This is a genomic window from Rummeliibacillus pycnus (genome assembly GCF_002884495.1).
GTDB classification, from domain to species: domain Bacteria; phylum Bacillota; class Bacilli; order Bacillales_A; family Planococcaceae; genus Rummeliibacillus; species Rummeliibacillus pycnus.
In genome coordinates this window covers 2,053,035-2,069,216 of the sequence record NZ_KZ614145.1, presented here as the reverse complement: position 1 = coordinate 2,069,216, position 16,182 = coordinate 2,053,035, and the positions used below count along the sequence as shown (strand labels likewise).

Annotated in this window: 19 protein-coding genes; 15 read left to right on the top strand and 4 right to left on the bottom strand. The window is 33.8% G+C overall.

Going from position 1 to position 16,182, the window contains the following annotated elements:
- The first annotated feature begins 8 nt into the window (after positions 1–8).
- Complete coding sequence (locus CEF14_RS10285; protein WP_102692773.1) at positions 9–1,478, top strand: UDP-N-acetylmuramoyl-L-alanyl-D-glutamate--2,6-diaminopimelate ligase; 1,470 nt, start codon at positions 9–11, stop codon at positions 1,476–1,478.
- Positions 1,479–1,548: 70 nt separating this feature from the next.
- The gene (locus CEF14_RS10280) at positions 1,549–1,998 is read left to right on the top strand and encodes a YlbF/YmcA family competence regulator (RefSeq protein ID WP_102692772.1); all 450 of its coding nucleotides are present in this window, start codon (positions 1,549–1,551) and stop codon (positions 1,996–1,998) included.
- Positions 1,999–2,118: 120 nt separating this feature from the next.
- Here CEF14_RS10280 and CEF14_RS10275 read toward each other — a convergent pair whose 3' ends face one another.
- Positions 2,119–3,018 (bottom strand): glycerophosphodiester phosphodiesterase, encoded by a 900-nt coding sequence (locus CEF14_RS10275; protein ID WP_102692771.1) that lies wholly within the window; start codon positions 3,016–3,018, stop codon positions 2,119–2,121.
- Positions 3,019–3,148: 130 nt separating this feature from the next.
- On the opposite strand from CEF14_RS10275, the gene CEF14_RS10270 reads away from it, so the two are divergent.
- Entirely contained in the window at positions 3,149–3,421 is a 273-nt protein-coding gene (locus tag CEF14_RS10270) for a YlbG family protein (protein ID WP_102692770.1), read from the top strand.
- 82 nt (positions 3,422–3,503) lie between these two features.
- Here CEF14_RS10270 and CEF14_RS10265 read toward each other — a convergent pair whose 3' ends face one another.
- The gene (locus CEF14_RS10265; protein ID WP_102692769.1) at positions 3,504–3,893 is read right to left on the bottom strand and encodes a DUF7147 family protein; all 390 of its coding nucleotides are present in this window, start codon (positions 3,891–3,893) and stop codon (positions 3,504–3,506) included.
- Between the two features lie 54 nt (positions 3,894–3,947).
- On the opposite strand from CEF14_RS10265, the gene CEF14_RS10260 reads away from it, so the two are divergent.
- Genes CEF14_RS10260 through coaD form a run of 3 tightly spaced genes read left to right on the top strand, consistent with a single transcriptional unit; the run spans position 3,948 to position 6,481 of the window.
- Complete coding sequence (locus CEF14_RS10260; protein WP_102692768.1) at positions 3,948–5,366, top strand: hypothetical protein; 1,419 nt, start codon at positions 3,948–3,950, stop codon at positions 5,364–5,366.
- A gap of 49 nt (positions 5,367–5,415) precedes the next feature.
- Positions 5,416–5,991, top strand: coding sequence for a 16S rRNA (guanine(966)-N(2))-methyltransferase RsmD (gene rsmD / locus CEF14_RS10255; protein WP_102694367.1), 576 nt, complete (start codon positions 5,416–5,418; stop codon positions 5,989–5,991).
- Positions 5,984–6,481, top strand: a complete 498-nt coding sequence (gene coaD / locus CEF14_RS10250) for a pantetheine-phosphate adenylyltransferase (protein WP_102692767.1) — start codon at positions 5,984–5,986, stop codon at positions 6,479–6,481. The genes rsmD and coaD overlap by 8 nt, the downstream gene beginning before the upstream one ends.
- A 178-nt stretch (positions 6,482–6,659) precedes the next feature.
- Here coaD and CEF14_RS10245 read toward each other — a convergent pair whose 3' ends face one another.
- On the bottom strand, positions 6,660–7,574 hold the full coding sequence (locus CEF14_RS10245; protein ID WP_146013878.1) for a hypothetical protein: 915 nt from the start codon (positions 7,572–7,574) through the stop codon (positions 6,660–6,662).
- 145 nt (positions 7,575–7,719) lie between these two features.
- Between CEF14_RS10245 and CEF14_RS10240 the strand changes: the two genes are divergently transcribed.
- Positions 7,720–8,769: a SepM family pheromone-processing serine protease gene (locus tag CEF14_RS10240; protein WP_102692765.1), complete on the top strand. Its 1,050-nt coding sequence runs from the start codon at positions 7,720–7,722 to the stop codon at positions 8,767–8,769.
- On the opposite strand, the gene CEF14_RS10235 is transcribed toward CEF14_RS10240, so the two are convergent.
- Complete coding sequence (locus CEF14_RS10235) at positions 8,770–9,969, bottom strand: nucleotidyltransferase (protein ID WP_102692764.1); 1,200 nt, start codon at positions 9,967–9,969, stop codon at positions 8,770–8,772.
- A gap of 126 nt (positions 9,970–10,095) precedes the next feature.
- Here CEF14_RS10235 and CEF14_RS10230 point away from each other — a divergent pair, with 126 nt between their 5' ends.
- From CEF14_RS10230 to mraZ, 8 genes are all read left to right on the top strand, one after another.
- Positions 10,096–10,629 carry a YceD family protein gene (locus CEF14_RS10230; protein ID WP_102692763.1) on the top strand — a complete coding sequence of 178 codons (534 nt, stop codon included), beginning with the start codon at positions 10,096–10,098 and terminating at the stop codon, positions 10,627–10,629.
- 24 nt (positions 10,630–10,653) lie between these two features.
- On the top strand, positions 10,654–10,827 hold the full coding sequence (gene rpmF, locus CEF14_RS10225; protein WP_102692762.1) for a 50S ribosomal protein L32: 174 nt from the start codon (positions 10,654–10,656) through the stop codon (positions 10,825–10,827).
- 228 nt (positions 10,828–11,055) lie between these two features.
- A complete protein-coding gene (locus CEF14_RS10220; protein WP_102692761.1) occupies positions 11,056–11,817 on the top strand; it encodes an enoyl-CoA hydratase/isomerase family protein in 762 nt (253 codons plus the stop codon).
- Between the two features lie 54 nt (positions 11,818–11,871).
- Entirely contained in the window at positions 11,872–12,261 is a 390-nt protein-coding gene (locus CEF14_RS10215; protein WP_102692760.1) for a transcriptional regulator, read from the top strand.
- Positions 12,262–12,455: 194 nt separating this feature from the next.
- Positions 12,456–13,358: a ketopantoate reductase family protein gene (locus tag CEF14_RS10210; RefSeq protein WP_102692759.1), complete on the top strand. Its 903-nt coding sequence runs from the start codon at positions 12,456–12,458 to the stop codon at positions 13,356–13,358.
- The gene (locus CEF14_RS10205) at positions 13,358–13,747 is read left to right on the top strand and encodes a DUF3397 domain-containing protein (RefSeq protein ID WP_102692758.1); all 390 of its coding nucleotides are present in this window, start codon (positions 13,358–13,360) and stop codon (positions 13,745–13,747) included. Before CEF14_RS10210 ends, CEF14_RS10205 begins: the two co-directional genes overlap by 1 nt.
- Positions 13,748–13,823: 76 nt before the next feature.
- A complete protein-coding gene (gene bshC, locus CEF14_RS10200) occupies positions 13,824–15,440 on the top strand; it encodes a bacillithiol biosynthesis cysteine-adding enzyme BshC (protein WP_102692757.1) in 1,617 nt (538 codons plus the stop codon).
- A 309-nt stretch (positions 15,441–15,749) separates the two neighbouring features.
- Positions 15,750–16,181, top strand: a complete 432-nt coding sequence (gene mraZ / locus CEF14_RS10195) for a division/cell wall cluster transcriptional repressor MraZ (protein WP_102692756.1) — start codon at positions 15,750–15,752, stop codon at positions 16,179–16,181.
- Position 16,182: the final 1 nt, after the last annotated feature.

The following is a 16,182-nucleotide window of genomic DNA, read 5'->3' as shown; positions in this document are numbered from 1 at the left end:
GAACATAGTTGATCTTGGCAGAGCTTTTAAAAGAATGGCCATGTGAATTAGAATGTGGATCGATACGTACTGAAATAAAAGGTATTACCGATAGAGCAAGTGATGTAAAACCTGGTGACATTTTTGTTGCACGAAAAGGAAAAAAGTTTGATGGCTGGAATTATATTGAGAGGGCATTACAAAATGGAGCTGCCGCTATCGTACATAATCGATACGAAGCTAAAGTCAATCTACAAATTCCAGTCATTTGGGTGCCTAATTGTTCAACTTTTTTATCTTATGCAAGCAAAAAATTATATGGTGCTTTCGATGAACAACTTACAATTATCGCTGTAACGGGGACAAATGGAAAAACAACAGTAACGCATTTGATCGGTCAATTATTACAATCTCTTCGTGTCAAGGTAGCGGTACTTGGGACGGTAGGATTATTTATAAATGGAAAGAAGCAAGATATAAAATTGGAACCATTAACAACCCCATTAGCGACAGAATTATATAGAGTTTGCGCATATTGTGTAAATCAAGGGGTTACACATTTAGTAATGGAGGCTTCTTCACTCGCATTATCTGAACATCGACTTGATGATTGTAACATTGATATCGGTGTATATTTGAACGTAAGTAGAGATCATTACGAAGAGCATGGTGGCGAAAAACATTATCTCGCGGCTAAAAAAAGACTATGTCTATTTTCTGAGCAAATAATTGTTAACATTGATGATGACTTTTGTAAACAATTAAGAATGGAGCATCCGATTGTTAAAAGTTTCGGAAAGAGTCTTTTAGCAGATTGTAGTATTATTCATGAACAAAATATAGAAAACGGCATGCAGTTATTAGTTCAGGATCATGATATTCCAATAGATATTGTGATTCCTTTTCAAGGAGAGTATTTGCAATATAATGTACTTGCAGCAATCACAACTTTAACAGAATTAGGTTTTTCCTTAGAAGAAATTGCTAGACATACGAACAACTTAAAGTTACCTGCTGGAAGGATGCAAGAAATCCCTAATAATTTGGGATTTCGAATAATTATTGATTATGCTCATACACCAAGTGCATTAGAAGCTTTATTAAGTGCATTACGTTCGCAAACAACCAATCAGTTAGTAGTAGTCTTCGGTTGTGGAGGAGATCGTGATCAAGGGAAAAGGATTGAAATGGGAGAAATAGCTGATGCCTATGCAGACTATATTTGGCTTACTGATGATAATCCAAGGGGAGAATCATCTAGCGTTATTTTGAATTCTATCGTAAAGGGAATTCATATGAAACCATATAGAATGGAACCCAATCGAAAAAAGGCTATACAAAATGCCGTTAACAGTTGTAAAAAAGGCGATATATTGGTTATTGCAGGAAAAGGCCATGAGGAAGGTCAAATCGTTGCAGGACAGATCTTTCCTTTTTCAGATGAGAAAGTGGTAAAAGAAATTCTTACTTTGTTAGAAAAAGATAAAAATAGTTTATAGTTATGAATCCTCTAATTATACAAAAAATCTTCAAATTTGTTATGATAGGAATAGATTGGGGGAAATAACGATGATGATGACTTCTGATTGGGCATTGATTCTTGAAGAAGTAGAAGTACTGAATACGATGATCCGTTCCTCCGAACAATTTGCGAATCTTCAAAAGGCGCATGAAGCAATTTATTCAGATGCCGCACTTGTTCGTGAAATTAATGATTTTCAGCGGATGAAAGAGCAGTACGACGATGTACAACGATTTGGAAAGTACCATCCAGACTATCAGACAATCATGAAATCTATTCGTTCAAAAAAACGTTCGCTGGATGTTAATGATAAAGTTTCCGCACTTAAACTTGCAGAAAATGACTATCAAGACTTATTGGATGAAATTAGTTTGCTAATTGGAAAAACTGTCTCGGAGGCTGTTAAAGTACCTGTTAGTAATCCATTTTTCCACGCTGAGTCCTCATGCAGCAGTGGTGGTTGTGGTTCAGGTGGTAGTTGTTCTTGTTCTGCATAAGATATAGTTTCTAAAAAGCTTGTATAGTTAATTTCTAATACAAATAAAAGAGGTTTCTACGCAAAGTAGGAACCTCTTTTTAAATAAGTTTTCATGTATGGTTATTTTATTTTTATCTATTTATAGATTGACAACTTTGACAGCTAAATCAGGACGATCTGTGACAATTCCTCTTGCCCCAATATTGACTAATTTCCTCATGGATAGTGCATCATTAATTGTCCAATAATGAACAGGAATATTTAAATCGCTTAAAAATTGTATGAAGCTTTGATTATCTAATGCAAAGACGCCATGTTTTTCTGGAATTTGGAATACATCAACTTTTGGATGATATAAATGACCAAATTGACTTGTAAAAGAAGTATATGCTTTTCTTACTTCAGCTTGTCCAGCGCCTAATGCTACTTTGTTTTGGGCATATAGGTTAAAACGATCAATTTGTTCATCATAAAAACTAGTAACGACAACACGGTTTGCTGCATCAAGTTCTTCGATTAAACGCCATAGTTTAGAAGGCATAAGGCCACCTTCATATGTATCCGGCGCGTCTTTCATATCAATATTTACGAACTTATCCGGGAACTCAGTCAATAATTCACGTAGAGTAACAATCGATTCAAATTCATCACGGTAAGAGAGATAGCCATCTAAATCAACAAAATTATATCCAAAATTAAACTTACGTAATTCATCTAAAGTTAAGTCAGCGACACGGCCAGTACCATCAGAAGTACGATCAACATAATCATCATGAAATACAACGATTTCTTCGTCTTTTGTAAGACGAATGTCAATCTCAAATCCATCTACACCAAGATCATTTGCTTTACGAAATGCAGCCATTGTATGCTCTGGTGCTAAATGTGATCCACCGCGATGTGCTAATACTACTGGACGGTCATAAATTAATGCATCTTTACTTTCACGTTTTTGTGGTTTTGAAAGAGCTTTAGATCCTGCCCAAGCCGCTGCACTTGCCGCAGCAATTGCGATTGCTACTTTCGTTTTCTTTCCCATATTAGTCCTCCTCAAAATGCAGACTTATTGTTCTATTATAACGGATTTATCTCTATTCTGTCAGCTAAACTTGGTTGCGTGAAAATTCATAGCTATGGTATTCTTGATTGTAAGAAAAGAGGGAATCCAAATGAAAGACAGACAAGGCTTAATCGTATATGTACATCACCTAAAACAGGCAAAATCAATGCGTAGATATGGGCATGTACATTATATTTCAAGAAGACTAAAATATGTCGTTTTATATTGCAATCAAGAAGATATTGAAAGTACTATAGCTAAATTGACTCGTCTCCCTTATGTGCGAGAAGTCTTACCGTCTTATCGTCCATTTGTCTCTACCAAGTTTGAAAATGCTAAACCAGATAAAGCAAAAGAGTATGATTACAAAACGGGTCTATAAAAGATTGACTATTTCCGTCGATATAGAATGAGGATAGTAAATTTTATCTAGTTGTAATTTTTTTTACCACTAAAATAAGCAATTAGTGCAATGATGGAATGTAGTGATAAAGGCGTAGTATACCAATCAAGTATTGATAATATAGTTCTTTTTCAGCATATATAGAGGAATGCTTTACATCTAAAGTAATTAGTAATTGATCTAATTCTTTTACAGTCTCCTCGAAAATTTCTAAACGTTTTGAAGGCTTTTCAGTCGAATAAGGTATTCCTTCTCGACATATATAGATTGGTGTAAATTTACTGTCACCAACTGGGTTAAATGCAGCAGCAATTGATGCTACTTTTTTATCTCCATCAGTTGCAGTAAATACAAATGCACGACTAATACGATGCTTATTTGTCTTCATAAGTTCACATAGTTCGTAAATATCACCGTAACCTTCTCCAAGTTCTATGAATTGTTGAATCATATATTATACACGTCCTTTCTTAACACATAGTATCATGATTTGGAGGATTAGCACATGAAATTTGCAGCCAGTTTATTTTCCATACTGTTATTTATAAATGGTATTATGTTGACTTTTCAGTACCATGTTTACTCTGATCAATTAAAAGAAGAAGACAAGGCCATTCATTATAATCAAGATATCGACGTTGTTTATAGTAAAGGAAAATTAATGATTAATCATCATCTTAGTTCTTTACCACAAGATAACATGAAGTTTGTTTGGCCAACAAAGAGTATCAATAAAGCGTGTTCAAAAGAAGATCAAAACCACTGTAATCGGTTAAATAAGACGATTACAGGCCTAAGTAAAGGAAAAACTGAAGAACAAACAGTAACTTATGCCATTCCTGTATCAAAAAAAGGGTTAAAATCAGGACAACTTCTGCAAAATATTTTTTTAACTATACAAAAAGGTACACCTGTACATACAACGGTACATATAACTGATAAGACCCGTTCAGGTGGAGAGTGGATTACCGGATTACCTGAAGTAGATAGTAAATCATTGGTGCTTGTTCAATATACAATGTTTAGTGGAAATGGTCCTGTAACATCTCTATATTGGCAAAAAAGAAAAATGAAAAAAGTTTTTACAAACAATCAAATGACACTTTATGGAATGAATAATATTAGTGGCGATTTCGCAAAATCCCTAAAAGGTTTACAATTAGAGGATTTTGAACATGTAGCCATTATAGAAACTAGTAAACAAAGAAAATCAGCAGGTCGTATTTTATTTACATCTGAACTTAACGAAAAAACACTTGAACAAAAAGTAATCTTATCCCAAATTTATCAAAAGTATAGATTTGATACTACCCCATCTTGGGTGCCAGCGATTGTAGCATCATTTTTGACGAATCGCACACTTGGCTCTGATAAGGCGAAAAAGATGATTGCTGTGTTAAAAGATTATATGACTCAGGATCAATTGAAAGTATGGAAAAAAGGTTTAGAAAAAATGGAAGGGAAAGAAGTGACAACAACTTCTCTCGATCGTTTACTATCTGATTCTTTACAATTAAAAACGTCATTCTTTAATATGAATGCAAATAATGGTCAAAATTTAGCACCATTATTATTTGAAGATAAACGTCCTGTTTATTTAAATGAATTGCAACAAAAAAATCTGCAAGTTATATTTAAAGATGGACGTATTCTATATTCTATTAAGCCAATATTGAATAATTTAGGTTATACTTCAAAAGTAGGTACACATGGATTTTATGTAAAGAGTGATGCACGCTCGTTTAGATTCCCAATGGATGAACCATTCTACGTTTATAATCAACATCGTTATGATATTATATCGCAGCCGATTGAGAAATATGGTAATAATTATTATATAGAAGAAGCTTGGCTAGTCCGATTATTTCTTGTAAATGTTGAAAAATCAGATAAACGAATTGATATTAAAACAAACCCAAAATGAGCAATTAAAATATGGCAATAGTTATGGGTTATAAAGGGTTTGGTGAATGATGAGAGTAATTTCAGGCGAACGTAAAGGAATGCCGTTAAAAGCAGTAAATGGTATGACTACACGTCCGACAACAGATAAAGTAAAGGAAAGTTTGTTTAATATTTTGGGCCCATATTTTGATGGAGGAACTGCTCTTGATTTATTTGCAGGAAGTGGCGGTTTAGGAATTGAAGCATTGAGTAGAGGGATGAATAAGGCTATCTTTATCGAAAAGGATGGACGTGCTTTTCAAAATTTAAAGGAAAATATTGCAAAATGTCGATATGAAAATTGTACTGAAGCATATCGAAATGATGCAATTAGAGCATTAAAAATATTGATTAAAAAAGAAGTTCAAGCAGATTTGATTTTTTTAGACCCACCTTATAAAAAGCATCAATATTATAAAATGGTAGAAGATCTTGTAGCAAACGGTGTAATATCAAATAGTGGAACAATCGTCTGTGAACATGATACAGAAACCAATTTACCCAATCAGTTTTTAAATTTCCACAAAGTCCGTGAAGAAAAATATGGTGGAACGATTATTTCATTCTATCGTTTAGCAGAGGGAGAAGGAGATTACGTTGGATAAAATCGCTGTAGTACCGGGTAGTTTTGACCCGATTACCAATGGTCATTTAGATATTATTAAACGTGCAGCAGATATTTTCGATGTTGTATATGTAGCTGTAATGAATAATTCAAGTAAACGGCCGTTATTTGATGTTAATGAACGAATGGCGTTAATTGCAAAAGTTACAGAGAATATGCCAAATGTAAAAGTTGACTCTTCATCAGGGTTACTCATTAATTATGCAAAGTCCAAAAATGCAAATGCTGTAGTACGTGGATTACGTGCAGTTTCTGACTTTGAATATGAAATGCAAATAACGGCAATGAACCGTTTTTTAGATGAACATATTGAAACCTTTTTTATCATGACTCAAAATAAATATTCATTTTTAAGTTCTAGTATTGTGAAGGAAGTTTCGCAGTATGGGGGAAATATCCATGGTTTAGTACCCGATATTGTTGAAGAAGCATTGAAAGAGAAATTTAAAGAAAAATCTAATCAAAAATAATAAAAGGTTACCAGGTGTAAAACATGATAACCGTCTTAGACGGTAGATAAACTCGAAGAAAACTAAGTTTATCTATCGTCTTTTTTATGTTACAATAGCTTATTTAAAAAACGTTAATATTTCACTAGTTTTGCTACAGACAATTGATGTGTCATTCTTCCAAAAAATGTATCATACGTCAATGGAACATAAAAATTAACCAATATAATAAAGGAACTAATAGTGTTTGGAACACTCTTGTAATGAAATAAGGTTTCATGGTTATGTTAGCTTCTTTTGCAAGAACTGCGACTTGTAGATGAATACTGAGACCTTGCATGGATAGGATCGTAATAACAATTAGTTCTAGCCATTTAGAATGTGCAAATAAGTTTTGCGAAGCATCCAAACCCGATGTCATTTCAAGAATACTGTAAAGGGAAACCATAATACCATTAGGTAATTGATCCACAAAACGTAACAAAGTTTCAGTCAATACATAACTAATAGTTGTGAAAAAAATAACAGTAGCTGCAACTAATAGAACTGTAGGTAAGCTATTTTTGATACTTTCAATTAATGGCGATGTAACAGGATCAGGTTGATGAGATACCATCGGATAGGTATTTATTTTTCGGAATTTAAGAATAAAAACAGTAAGCATGACAATATTAACAAAATGGATCAATGCTAACATATACCAACCACTATTAGGATTTTTAAGGATTTCAACGCCAACAAAACCAACAACAAAAAGAGGACTTGGAGCATGACAAATAGCTAATAATAGCGGTGCTTCTTTTTTTGTTATTTGTTGTTGTTTAAACAGAAAATTGATAGTAGCAGCACCTGTTGGGAAACCTCCTAATGCACTAAGAAAATAAATTTGTAAATAGAATTTCCATTTCGATTGTTGCGGTATACTGGAAACGTTTGTTAGTCGCAAAAGCCATTGAGTTAGAATTAGATATGGAAGTAAATATGGAAATAAGTGGTCGATGAAGAGTTCCATACCTGTATCGGCACCTGCATGAGCTAGTCCAGGTTGTAAAAGTAATAAAAGAATAAAAATCCAGCATAGCAATATATTGCTGTAATGTAATATGATGCACATCATCCATTCTTATAATTTTATGAAAAAAAGAACTAGTGATAAACTTAAATAAACAGTAAATAAGGTAAATTATCGGAGAACAAATTTTCTGGTGTAGCGTCATAGGATATGTCTAAAGTTGGTTGTTATATTGGAGGTGGACCAAATGAAATTAAAAAGGTTTTTAGCACTTATTATAGTAACGGTGCTTATAATCCTAGGATTTGTTTATCCGATGCATTATTATATTATGCAGCCAGGCGGTGCATATGATTTAGATCATTATGTAAAAGTTGAACATGCTGATGAACCTAGTAAGGGAAAATTAAATATGATGACAGTTGCAATGTCTGTAGCAACTCCATTTACCTATGCGTTGGCTCATTTTAGTGATGAAAAAGAAATTTTAAAAACAAGCCAAGTAAGAAGTCCGAATGAAAGCGACAAAGATTACAACAATCGCCAACTAAAACTTATGTCAGATTCTCAGTTTAATGCAAAATATGTTGCTTTTAAAAAGACGGGGCTTGATTATAAAGTTCATTACAACGGAGTGTATGTATTTTATGTTGTTGAAAAAGGTGCTGCAGATGGAATTCTAAAAACAGGTGATGAAGTGATCGGCGTTGATGGAATAGAAGTTCATAAGCATTCAGAACTTGTTAACTATTTAGAAACAAAGAAAATTGATGATCAAGTAAAAGTTAAGATTAATCGCGATGGCAAAACGATGGATAAAATTATTACACTTAAAAAGATTCCAGGGGCAAAAGGAAAGATTGGTTTAGGTATATCGTTTGCAGATAGTACTTCAATTACTACTAATCCGCATGTAGCAATAAATGCAGAAGATATTGGCGGACCATCAGCAGGATTAATGTTTACTTTAGAGATTATTGATCAATTAACAAAAGGCGACCTAACAAAAGGGTACGATATTGCAGGTACAGGCGAAATGTTGGAAACAGGCGAGGTTGGTAGGATTGGTGGAATCGATAAAAAAGTAATTGCTGCAAATGATGCAGGAGTTGAAATTTTCTTTGCACCAAACGATACATTACCAGCAATTGTGAAGAAAAAGAATCCAGGAATTCAATCAAATTACCAAGAAGCATTAAAAGAAGCAAAAAAATTAGGTACGAAAATGAAAATCGTACCCGTAAAAAATGTTGATGATGCTTTAAACTATTTAGAAAAGCTTCCAGAAAAGAAATAATTAATATCTAATGGGCGGGATTTTATAATCCATGCCCATTTTGTTTTTTCCAAGAGATAGCATATATAAATCGGTTGCATGAATATCCTGTAATAACATGGCATCATTTGAACTTGCCACGCGACTTACAATTGGTAATGTAAAAAATTTTTTTCTTTCAGATAAATAACGTTGACCATTTTGGGTCATACCAAGTAAGCGAATATAGCTAGGAAGATTCACTGATTTAAGCTGTTGCCAAGTAAAGTTTGTGAAAATATGCGTAATCATGCGTTGTATTCTTGTCCAAGTATAGCGCTTAGATTTTACTTTTTGCATAAAGCTCGAAAAATCACGGCATTCTTTAGCGGCTTGGATGATTAAAAATTCAATTCCTTCAGTAACTTCTGCATATGAAGCAATTTGTGCAGGTGTTAATCGAAGAATTGAAAACCTTAAATAGGGCCAAAAAAGTTCCCAACTCGCAAAATGGTGATATTCTTCAAACCAATCTGTTAATGCATGGAATGATGTATCCGGCAAAAAAGAAGAAACATTTTGTATAGAATGTTGTTCTTGGATTGCTTGACGAATACCTGTTGCACTAGCAATTGTCATGCTATCGCGTATTGTATCATGGTAACCTGCCTGAATACGTTGAATCGTAATGGGTTTCACATGTGTTTTATATTTTTGAGTAGTTTCTACGTAATGATAGCCAAGAACATTATTAGGCTTTGTTAAATCAGCGTATGTAACCCCACTATTTGGGATAAGCTTTTGATAGGCTGTATTTAATGCATGAGGATAGCTTAAACCGGTTTTAATTAATTTCTGAACTTCCTCTTGAAACATAGCGTTTTCGTTCTCTAAAAGGCTGTAAGTATGCAAAAATGGTGCAATATTTCCTTGTTCACTTCCAAATGATAAAAAATCACATTGCAATGCTTCTAGTAATAGAACACCACCCTTAGCAAAATCACTAGCCTGGGCTGTAGCATAAACATATGGAAGTTCAATAACTAAATCCACGCCACTGGCTAGTGCCATTTTCGTTCTAGTCCACTTGTCAACAAATGCTGGTTCACCACGTTGTAAAAAATGACCACTCATTACGGCAATCATTACATCTGCATCTGTATGTTCTCGAGATTGTTTGATATGATAGAGATGTCCGTTATGAAATGGATTGTATTCGACAATTACACCAGTTGCAATCAATTCCTCACCCCGTTTATACTTAGTAATATGATTATACGAGGACTTTTGTCTAGTGACAAGAAAATATCTTGACATCTATAAATTAGCATTATATAATCAACTTTGTTGTCTTGAGGTGATAAATGTATGAAATGGGCAATCCCACAATTATCTAAATATCGCCAAAACGGGATGCCAATTGACGAATTTGTTCAATTGGACGGACTTATGCGTCGTAATACGGATATTCGCCGTAGTACACCCGTTCATGTAAAAGGATTCTGTACATTTGGTGCAGGTCAAATGAACTGTCATTTTCAATTGACAGGCACACTTACACTTCCTTGTTCACGAACTTGGGAAGATGTCGAATTTCCTTTTAATATTGAATCAGATGAAGTTTTTAGCTGGTCTGAGGATATAAATGCAGATGAATATGATAACGTTCATCCTGTTGAAGGAGAAGTGATTGATGTTGACCCTGTATTAGAAGAACTAATTTTATTAGAAATTCCGATACAAGTGTTCAAAGAAGGTGCTGAAAATCCAGCTCCCAAAAATAATGCCGATTGGTCTTATTTAACGGAGGATGAGTTTTTAAGTCAAAAAGAAAAAGACGCGCAAAAAACGGATCCAAGACTGGCTGCATTAGCTAAGTATTTTGATCAAACAGACGAATAACCGATCTGTAAGGAGGTGCCATCAATGGCTGTACCATTTAGAAGAACTTCTAAAACTGCGAAACGTCAACGTCGCACACATTTTAAACTAGCTGTACCAGGTATGGTTGCTTGCCCAAACTGTGGTGAACTTAAATTGGCTCACCATGTATGTAAAGCATGTGGACAATACAAAGGTAAAGAAGTTGTGAGCAAATAATTCAGTATTTGTTCTAAAAAAGACTACTAGAGAGACCATGGCTCTCAAGTAGTCTTTTTTTATGTTCTATATTAATTATTAAGTAAATCATGATATTGTTTATAAAAATAGCACGGATTGAAGAAATTAATACAATTAAGAGGATTACTCCAAGAGCAAGATATTTTAAATATGTTTTTTATGGTAAAATAAGTGATAATTCTAATTATTCGCAAAGGGGATGCTTTAATGGCTTATTATTTTTCAGAACAAGATGGTATATTAACATTTACGATTAATCGACCAGAAAAACGGAATGCAGTTAATGATGAAGTGATGGAAGGGTTTAAAGAAGTCATAGAATATGTACATACCCATCAATCTGTTCGTTTTTTAGTAGTGACGGGAGCCGGTGATAGAGCTTTTTGTTCTGGGGGAGATTTATCAGAATTTCATAATCTCTTTACGGAAGAACAAGCTTTTGGGATGCTTAGCAAAATGGCTAAAATTCTATATGAACTTGCAACATTACCAGTCCCTACAATTGCACTTGTGAATGGTGCTGCTGTTGGTGGAGGATGTGAAATAGCTACTGCGTGCGATTTCCGATTAGTAAAAAAAGATGCAAGATGTGGCTTTATTCAAGGGACATTAGGTATTACTTCCGGTTGGGGTGGAGGAACCTACCTATTTGAAAGAGGATTACGCCATGATCGAGCTTTAAAAATGTTAGTAGATGCAAAAGCATACCCAGCTGACTTACTTTACGAAATTGGCTTTGCTATGCGTATTTTTGATAATGATAAAGAACAAGCTTTAGCGGAATTTATAGCAGATATGAAAAAAATCCATCCAAATGTTCATAAGGCATACAAAGAAATGGAATTACGAAAATGGCGTGAACGTCATTTGTTTGATCGTGTTATGGATGAGGTTAAAACTTGCGCAAAACTATGGGAAAGTGAAGAACATCATAAAGCAGTAAAACAGTTTCTATCAAAAACAAAATAACTTCTAAACTTGAAAATCTCGCATATAGTAGTAAAAAAATGCGAGGTGATATGTATGGAATTAAAAAAAAGAAAAGATCAATGGCTTCAACAAGATGATGATCGCTTAGCGCAAATCGTGTTACAGGCAGTGAGTGAAGGACGTTCCCAATTGGCAGGCTTTCAAGAGGCTGCAGAGGCGTTGGGGAGAACTAAGCAAGCATGCGGATTTAGATGGAATAAAACATTACGTAAAGTTCATGAAAAGGAATTAGAAAATGCAAAATCACAGCCTAAACAGATGATGAGAACGCATTTAAAGCAAGCGTTAACAAGTTTTGATCAACTTTCCGAAGCTTATTTTGAATTAAAAGATGACTATGATCAACTTCAACATAATTATTCGGAATTGCTTCAATGGCTTGAAACTGGTACACAATACTTAAAAAAGGAAACATCTGAATAGATGTTTCCTTTTTTCTTTCAGTACAAAAGTTTTAGTAAATAATAATGTTGGCTATGAAGTAAATTCTGATTATACAGCAGTTATTTTGCCATCACTATATCGAAAACATTGAGAAATTCCAGTATAATAGACAAAAGGTCAAACTGGTTTAGGTAGATCTTTTTTAGAGGTAAAATGATAGAAGAGGTGTGCAAATGGATTTTGTTATTGTTGGTGGAGGGGCAGTTGGACTTGTTTTCGCTAATTATCTCGCACAACTTGGACATGCAGTAGAATTGCTTGTTCATTCAGAAAAACAGCGATTATCTATTCAAAACGAAGGAGTAACATTTACAAATTGTTATGGTGAAAAAAGTGTGCAGAAATTTGTCGTAAGTACAAATCCTTCAGATTTACATCAACGTGCCATTTGGATTATTGCTGTAAAATATCACCATCTAAACGAGTTACTCCCTTTATTTGAACAACTATCTGAAGATACTGAGCTATTATTTATTCAAAATGGCATTAGGCATATAGAATTTGCAAAAAAACTTAAACAGCATACAATTTATATGGGGTCCGTAGAATTTGGAGCCGAAAAAATAAATGACCATAATGTGATACATCGTGGTATTGGTACTTTGAATATAGCAATCTTTAGAGGGTTACAATCTAATCTCCAAAAATATTCATCGCTATCTTCAACTGTTTTTCCTGTTGCATTAATAGAAGATTACAATAATATGTTATTACGAAAAGCACTATTGAATTGCTTTGTGAATACTCTCACCACTATACTAAGAGTGAAAAATGGTGCTCTCATTGAGCACTCTTACAATAAAAAAATACTGCAACAATTATATCAAGAAGTAATGAACGCCTTTCCAGAACAAACAACACAGCTTTCGTTTGAAGATGTTGCAAATGTATGTAAAAATACTGCGCAAAATTCTTCTTCAATGTTTGCGGATTATTTAAATGGAAGGATAATGGAAATTGATACGATTATAGGTGGAATTATCGAAATAGCACATGAAAGAGGCTATGTTGTCCCTATGTTATCAACTTGTTATTCATTATTACAGGCGATGCAAGAAAGTGGTGTAAGAGATTGATGGCGAATTTATCCGTTATTTTGGATATTCTTGTATTATGTCCGTTTCTTGTTTTAGGAATACTGTATCTAGTCTTGAAAAAGTTTACTAAAAAATCGGGAAAACACTTTAGCAAGTCAGCAGACATAACAACGATTATTTTGTTTTTTTCAATACCAGCAACTGTAAAATTCTTTTGGTCTTTTGATATAGGTTTTACGGTCTTTATTATCGCAATACTAATAGCGATGGTGTTTACAGTAATTGAATGGAGAACCAAGAAAGAAATAGAAATAATGCCTCTATTTCGTAAGATCTGGCGGTTTTTATTTTTAGTTCTTTCGTTTACATACATGGCAATACTAATCGTTGCATTAATCCATCAAATTATCATTCATTTAAACAGCTGAGCTAATTTTTTATATAATTGCTCGTTAAATGCTATACTTCAATATAGTTAACTATGATAGAGGAGTTTACAATATTATGAAATTGGCGCAAATTGAGATTCCTGTAACGAATCCTTTACTTGATGATTATCGGAATCAGAAATCATCTATATTATCATTTTTTCATTATCCGAATAGATCAGAATCATTTTCAAAACGTTTAGAAGACCTACAAAATCACCCTATTCGTCGTGAGCGCTTAGTAGCGATTATACGTGATTTTATGGAGCCTTTAGAAATCTCCGATAAGGCTGAAAAGCATTTACAAGAATTAGAGGATAATGCAGTGGTTATTGTTGGAGGGCAACAATCTGGGTTGTTAACTGGCCCTCTATACTCTGTTCATAAGGCAATTTCAGTCATTTTATTAGCAAAAGAGCAACGTGAAAATTTAGGTATACCAGTTGTCCCTGTTTTCTGGATTGCGGGAGAAGATCATGATATTGATGAAATTAATCATACTTTCACAGCGGTCAATGGTCGTTTAGTTAAACATATTTATGGTGAACGTTCAAAAAGCAAAAAGATGGCATCTACTACTCGGTTAGATGTTGAAATGACCCGTGAATTGATCAATGAAACATTTAAGCAGTATGGCGAAACAGTGTATACCGAAAAACTATTAACAAACATAGACTCTATACTACAAAAGAGCACAACTTATACAGATTTCTTTGTTCAATTAATGAATTGGTTATTTAAAGAAGAGGGATTATTATTTATTGATGCGGCTAATCCAAAATTACGTGAATATGAAGCGCCTTATTTTGAACAACTCATTCAACATTCAGAAACAATTGCAAATGTCGTTACAATTCGTGAAGCAGATCTTGCTGAACTCGGATATGGAACACCAATCGGGGCGACAAAAGAAGCCGCTAACTTATTCTATGTAAGAGATGGTGAACGCTTTTTATTAGAACGACATGATGGTAAATTTATCAATCATATGGCAAATGTTCAATTTTCAAAGAGCGAGATGCTAACTTTAGCAAAGGAAAATCCAACTTGTTTAAGTAATAATGTTGTTACTCGACCATTAATGCAAGATATGGTATTTCCGGTTCTTGCATTTGTCGGAGGTCCTGGTGAATTAGCTTATTGGTCTACGTTAAAAGACGCGTTTGAAACACTAAATATGAAAGTACCGGTTTTTGTACCGCGTATGAATATCACAATTGTTGATCGTCAAGTACAGTCAATACTTGATGAATTACAAATTTCTGTAGCTGATGCCCTTGCAGGAAAAACAACCGTTTTAAAAACTTCTTATGAAGAAAAAGTCTATGATACTGATGCTAAAAAGGTAATTGAAAAGACAAAACAACTATTACAGTCGCAATATGAAGGATTACAGGAACATTTACGTAATCATAACATTCATCTAGAAAAGTTAGTCGATAAAAACTTAAGTTTCCATGAAGCGCAACTTGATTTTATCATGCGAAAAATTGAGCAAGAAATATTGTTAAAACATGATGTGGAATTAAGAAAATATCGAATAATAGAAGATCGTATACTACCGGGTGGTGGATTACAGGAAAGAACTTTCAATCCATTCCAGTTTATGAATGAGTATGGTGAAGACTTAGTGAAAGAAATATTGTCATTGCCATTTGCAATAAATGGGAAACACAATGCGATTTTTTTATAACCATGGAACTAGTAATAGAAAAGTTTCTTTGATAAAAAATACAAAAATAATAGAAATTAAAAGGTTATCTCACTTGAGATAACCTTTTTTTGTGAGAAAAGTAATAGCATGAGTTATTGAAAAGAAAAAGTATTCTACATAATACGATTGAATGGCATAAATTATCTATAATTATTTGAAAATGTAGACTAGGACAAGATTATAAGTACAATATACACATTTTTAAAATTCACCCTTGAATTATTTATGAATTAGTGGTGGAATGTGGGGGAATGTGGTAATCTATTTTCATATAGTGGGGTGAGTACCATGTTCATGGGTGAATATCAACATAACATCGATGTAAAGGGCCGCTTAATCATACCAGCAAAATTTCGAGAACATTTTCTAGAAGGTTTCGTGATCACTCGAGGATTGGATCAGTGTTTGTTTGGGTATCCTATTGAAGAGTGGAAAAAACTTGAGGAAAAATTAAAAAAATTGCCTGTTACCAAAAAAGATGCGCGTGCATTTACACGTTTCTTCTTTTCAGGTGCAACGGAAGTAGAAATCGATAAGCAAGGCCGTATTAACATACCCATGAATTTACTCTCATATGCCCATATAGAAAAGGAATGTGTGATTCTCGGTGTGTCCAATAGAATTGAAATTTGGGCACAGCAATCATGGCAAGAATACTTTGCTGAATCAGAGGATTCGTTTAACGAGATTGCAGAGAATATGATTGACTTTGATATATAAC

Bases quoted from the DNA above. Each gene is read 5' to 3' on its own strand.
- CEF14_RS10275 (WP_102692771.1), bottom strand. From the start codon at position 3,018: ATGGGAAAGAAAACGAAAGTAGCAATCGCAATTGCTGCGGCAAGTGCA.
- rsmD (WP_102694367.1), top strand. From the start codon at position 5,416: ATGAGAGTAATTTCAGGCGAACGTAAAGGAATGCCGTTAAAAGCAGTA.
- CEF14_RS10220 (WP_102692761.1), top strand. From the start codon at position 11,056: ATGGCTTATTATTTTTCAGAACAAGATGGTATATTAACATTTACGATT.
- bshC (WP_102692757.1), top strand. From the start codon at position 13,824: ATGAAATTGGCGCAAATTGAGATTCCTGTAACGAATCCTTTACTTGAT.
- CEF14_RS10265 (WP_102692769.1), bottom strand. From the start codon at position 3,893: ATGATTCAACAATTCATAGAACTTGGAGAAGGTTACGGTGATATTTAC.
- CEF14_RS10270 (WP_102692770.1), top strand. From the start codon at position 3,149: ATGAAAGACAGACAAGGCTTAATCGTATATGTACATCACCTAAAACAG.
- CEF14_RS10205 (WP_102692758.1), top strand. From the start codon at position 13,358: ATGGCGAATTTATCCGTTATTTTGGATATTCTTGTATTATGTCCGTTT.
- CEF14_RS10260 (WP_102692768.1), top strand. From the start codon at position 3,948: ATGAAATTTGCAGCCAGTTTATTTTCCATACTGTTATTTATAAATGGT.
- mraZ (WP_102692756.1), top strand. From the start codon at position 15,750: ATGTTCATGGGTGAATATCAACATAACATCGATGTAAAGGGCCGCTTA.
- rpmF (WP_102692762.1), top strand. From the start codon at position 10,654: ATGGCTGTACCATTTAGAAGAACTTCTAAAACTGCGAAACGTCAACGT.
- CEF14_RS10215 (WP_102692760.1), top strand. From the start codon at position 11,872: ATGGAATTAAAAAAAAGAAAAGATCAATGGCTTCAACAAGATGATGAT.
- CEF14_RS10240 (WP_102692765.1), top strand. From the start codon at position 7,720: ATGAAATTAAAAAGGTTTTTAGCACTTATTATAGTAACGGTGCTTATA.
- CEF14_RS10230 (WP_102692763.1), top strand. From the start codon at position 10,096: ATGAAATGGGCAATCCCACAATTATCTAAATATCGCCAAAACGGGATG.
- CEF14_RS10210 (WP_102692759.1), top strand. From the start codon at position 12,456: ATGGATTTTGTTATTGTTGGTGGAGGGGCAGTTGGACTTGTTTTCGCT.
- CEF14_RS10245 (WP_146013878.1), bottom strand. From the start codon at position 7,574: ATGTGCATCATATTACATTACAGCAATATATTGCTATGCTGGATTTTT.
- CEF14_RS10280 (WP_102692772.1), top strand. From the start codon at position 1,549: ATGATGATGACTTCTGATTGGGCATTGATTCTTGAAGAAGTAGAAGTA.